The following is a 2,428-nucleotide window of genomic DNA, read 5'->3' on the forward strand; positions in this document are numbered from 1 at the left end:
TCGTTTTGATACCCGCTTCGCCAGTTAAATATTGCTGAACGACAGAGAGCTTGAATTGCGTTGAGTACTTGGACATAAAAACACCCCAAAAATATGGACGGGTGTCCAACTTTTGGGGTGCAGTTCACTTAATCAGAGTTGGAATAAAGCATGCAGCTGTTCTTAGGTATCGGCATCGTGATGATGTGTGTGTTTGGTGGCTTCTTTATGATCGGGGGGACTTTTCATCTGATCTGGCAGCCGGTTGAGCTGCTTATCATTATTGGTGCAGGTGTTGGTGCGCTGGTGCTGGGCAACCCTAAGCATGTGCTGGCAGAAATGCTGGGGCAAATCCGCCGGGTGGTGATGGGTAAAAAGCAGGGGCCGGATTTTCAGCGCCAATTATTATTATTAATGTATGAGCTGCTGATTACTGCGGGCCAGGGGCTGAAAGCATTAGATCAGCACGTCGAATCGCCAAGAGAAAGCGCCTTGTTTCAGCGCTACCCGCTTGTCTTAGAGCAACCCAAGCTACTCGCCTTTATTGTGGACAACTTCCGCCTGATGGCGATGGGAAAAATCAATGCCCATGAATTAGAAGGCGTACTGGAGCAGGAATTAGAAGCGATTCACGAAGAGCTGAATCAGCCTTCCAAATCGCTGCATAAGATTTCTGAAGGCATGCCCGGCTTTGGTATTTTGGCTGCGGTGCTGGGCATTGTGATGACCATGCACACCATTAGTGAAGGCGCAGAAGTCGCCGAAATCAGTGAGCGCGTTGGCGCAGCCATGGTAGGGACGTTTATTGGGATTTTTATGTGCTACGGCGTACTTGATCCGCTGTGCAATATGATGCACCAGCTGGTGAAGGAAGAGCTGTCTAATCTGGAGTGCGTAAAAGTGGTGCTGGTCACCCATGTATCAGGCAAGCCACCCTTGCTGGCGATTGATGCCGGGCGTCGTTTAGTGCAGCTGAATATTAAGCCTAGCTTTTCTCAGCTTGAAACGTGGATCAACACGCTAGAGGGAACGGCTTAATTGAGTAATAAGAATAATAAGCACGAAGAAACAATTATCCGCAAGGTATCCCGCAGGCAAAGTGCTGAAGCACATGGCGGGGCATGGAAAGTTGCTTTTGCTGACTTCGTTCTGGCGCTGATGTGTTTGTTTCTGGTGTTATGGGTTTTATCCGCAAGGGATAAGGAAAGTCTTGAGCGCGTACTGCGTAACGGCGCAGGGCGCTCTTTAGCCAGTAATGGCAATCGTGAACTGATAGATCATCAGGGCAATCCCAAGGGCAGTCTGATCCCGCGTGAGCCCATCATTGGCACTAATCAATCGGGGGCCATTCAATCTGCACAGGGGCAGGGTGGTGGTGATCAGGACTCCCTGCAATACTCAGATAATGCTTCACCTAAAAAACAATACGACACCCCGCGTGATATGCAGGAATTAGCGCAAACGTTTCTGCAGCTGTTTAAAGAAGCGGGGCTGTCTGAGAATATCCAAACCATTATTACCCCCTATGGCCTGCGCATCATGCTGCACGATACTGATAAGCAGGGCATGTTTGAGCGCGGCAGCCAGGTACCTGGTGAGCGCTTCCGGCGATTGCTGCTCAAAATGGGCGCCATCTTTTCCCGGATTGATCACCAGCTTCTGGTGATCGGGCATACCGACTCAATGCAATATAAGAATGCCAATTACGCAGCGTTCTCTAACTGGAGCTTATCAAATAACAGGGCGATGGCCGCCAGGGTTGGGCTTTTAGAAGGCGGCATGCCTGCAGAGAATATCCTGCAAGTTGCCGGCATGGCCGATCGTGCGCCTTATGATGTGCAAAATCCTAAGTCCGCATCAAATCGCCGTATTGAGTTATTAGTACTTACAAAAGATCAGGCTCAGGAAATGGCTGCCATGTTTGGGATGCCCAATGGTGGTAAGAATGAAATCAGTGTTGATCAGTTAAATGCATCGCTCGCAGACCCCAAAGCAGCACGCTGACTATTTATAAATGAGGTCGTTTTGATCGAATGCTCAGGTTTTTATGTGGATGGGCGAATACTAAAACGGTATTGATCTGTGGTTTGGCGATGAAGCTGCAAAAAAGAAATAAAGGGGTGCTTTTTTAAATCAATAACTTAGCAACTTGCATAGTTTTGTTTTAGTAAAGGGGTTGACCGGGCAGGGTGTCGCCGGTATAGTTCGGCCTCTCGCTGCAGCACACACGGAAACGGAGTGATGCAGATAGCGAACCGATCTTTAAAAAAATACAGTCGATGAGTGTGAGTGCTTGATTCGGGAGCGAAACAAGTGCTTACGTGAGTAAGGAGTAACCAGCGATGGTTGCTCTGAATAAAGTAAGCCAGTAAGTACTAGCTTAGCGATTAAACTAAAGAGTTTGATCCTGGCTCAGATTGAACGCTGGCGGCATGCTTTACACATGCAA

At 48.5% G+C, this 2,428-nt stretch carries 2 protein-coding genes; both read left to right on the plus strand.

From position 1 onward, the window contains the following. Positions 1 to 150 precede the first annotated feature (150 nt). The gene (gene motA / locus CSQ88_RS22205; protein ID WP_099400235.1) at positions 151 to 1,017 is read left to right on the plus strand and encodes a flagellar motor stator protein MotA; all 867 of its coding nucleotides are present in this window, start codon (positions 151 to 153) and stop codon (positions 1,015 to 1,017) included. Next, complete coding sequence (locus CSQ88_RS22210) at positions 1,018 to 1,983, plus strand: flagellar motor protein MotB (RefSeq protein WP_099400236.1); 966 nt, start codon at positions 1,018 to 1,020, stop codon at positions 1,981 to 1,983. The last annotated feature ends 445 nt before the right edge of the window (positions 1,984 to 2,428 follow it).

It is taken from the genome of Iodobacter sp. BJB302, assembly GCF_002735645.1.
Lineage (GTDB): Bacteria > Pseudomonadota > Gammaproteobacteria > Burkholderiales > Chitinibacteraceae > Iodobacter.

What these genes read in the sequence shown, in the direction of transcription:
- motA (WP_099400235.1), top strand. Translation starts at nt 151, where the DNA reads ATGCAGCTGTTCTTAGGTATCGGCATCGTGATGATGTGTGTGTTTGGT.